The sequence below is a fragment of the Phytobacter massiliensis JC163 genome, assembly GCF_000321045.1.
Classification (GTDB): domain Bacteria; phylum Pseudomonadota; class Gammaproteobacteria; order Enterobacterales; family Enterobacteriaceae; genus Phytobacter_A; species Phytobacter_A massiliensis.
This window is the reverse complement of record NZ_CAEO01000205.1, coordinates 1-334: the sequence shown is the minus strand read 5'-3', so window position 1 is coordinate 334 and position 334 is coordinate 1. Positions and strand designations below refer to the sequence as shown.

Genomic DNA, 334 nt, shown 5'->3' with positions numbered 1-334 from the left:
TTCCCGTTCATCCAGCAGTTCCAGCACAATCGATGGTGTTACCAATTCATGGAAAAGGTCTGCGTCAAATCCCCAGTCGTCATGCATTGCCTGCTCTGCCGCTTCACGCAGTGCCTGAGAGTTAATTTCGCTCACTTCGAACCTCTCTGTTTACTGATAAGTTCCAGATCCTCCTGGCAACTTGCACAAGTCCGACAACCCTGAACGACCAGGCGTCTTCGTTCATCTATCGGATCGCCACACTCACAACAATGAGTGGCAGATATAGCCTGGTGGTTCAGGCGGCGCATTTTTTATTGCTGTGTTGCGCTGTAATTCTTCTATTTCTGATCCG

2 pseudogenes are annotated in these 334 nt (G+C 49.4%); both read right to left on the bottom strand.

Features of this window, described 5'->3' with window-relative positions:
- A pseudogene (locus tag ENTHG_RS25235) lies at positions 1–135 on the bottom strand (ead/Ea22-like family protein); the annotation flags it as partial.
- A pseudogene (locus ENTHG_RS00230) lies at positions 132–334 on the bottom strand (TraR/DksA family transcriptional regulator); the annotation flags it as partial. The pseudogenes ENTHG_RS00230 and ENTHG_RS25235, both read right to left, overlap by 4 nt.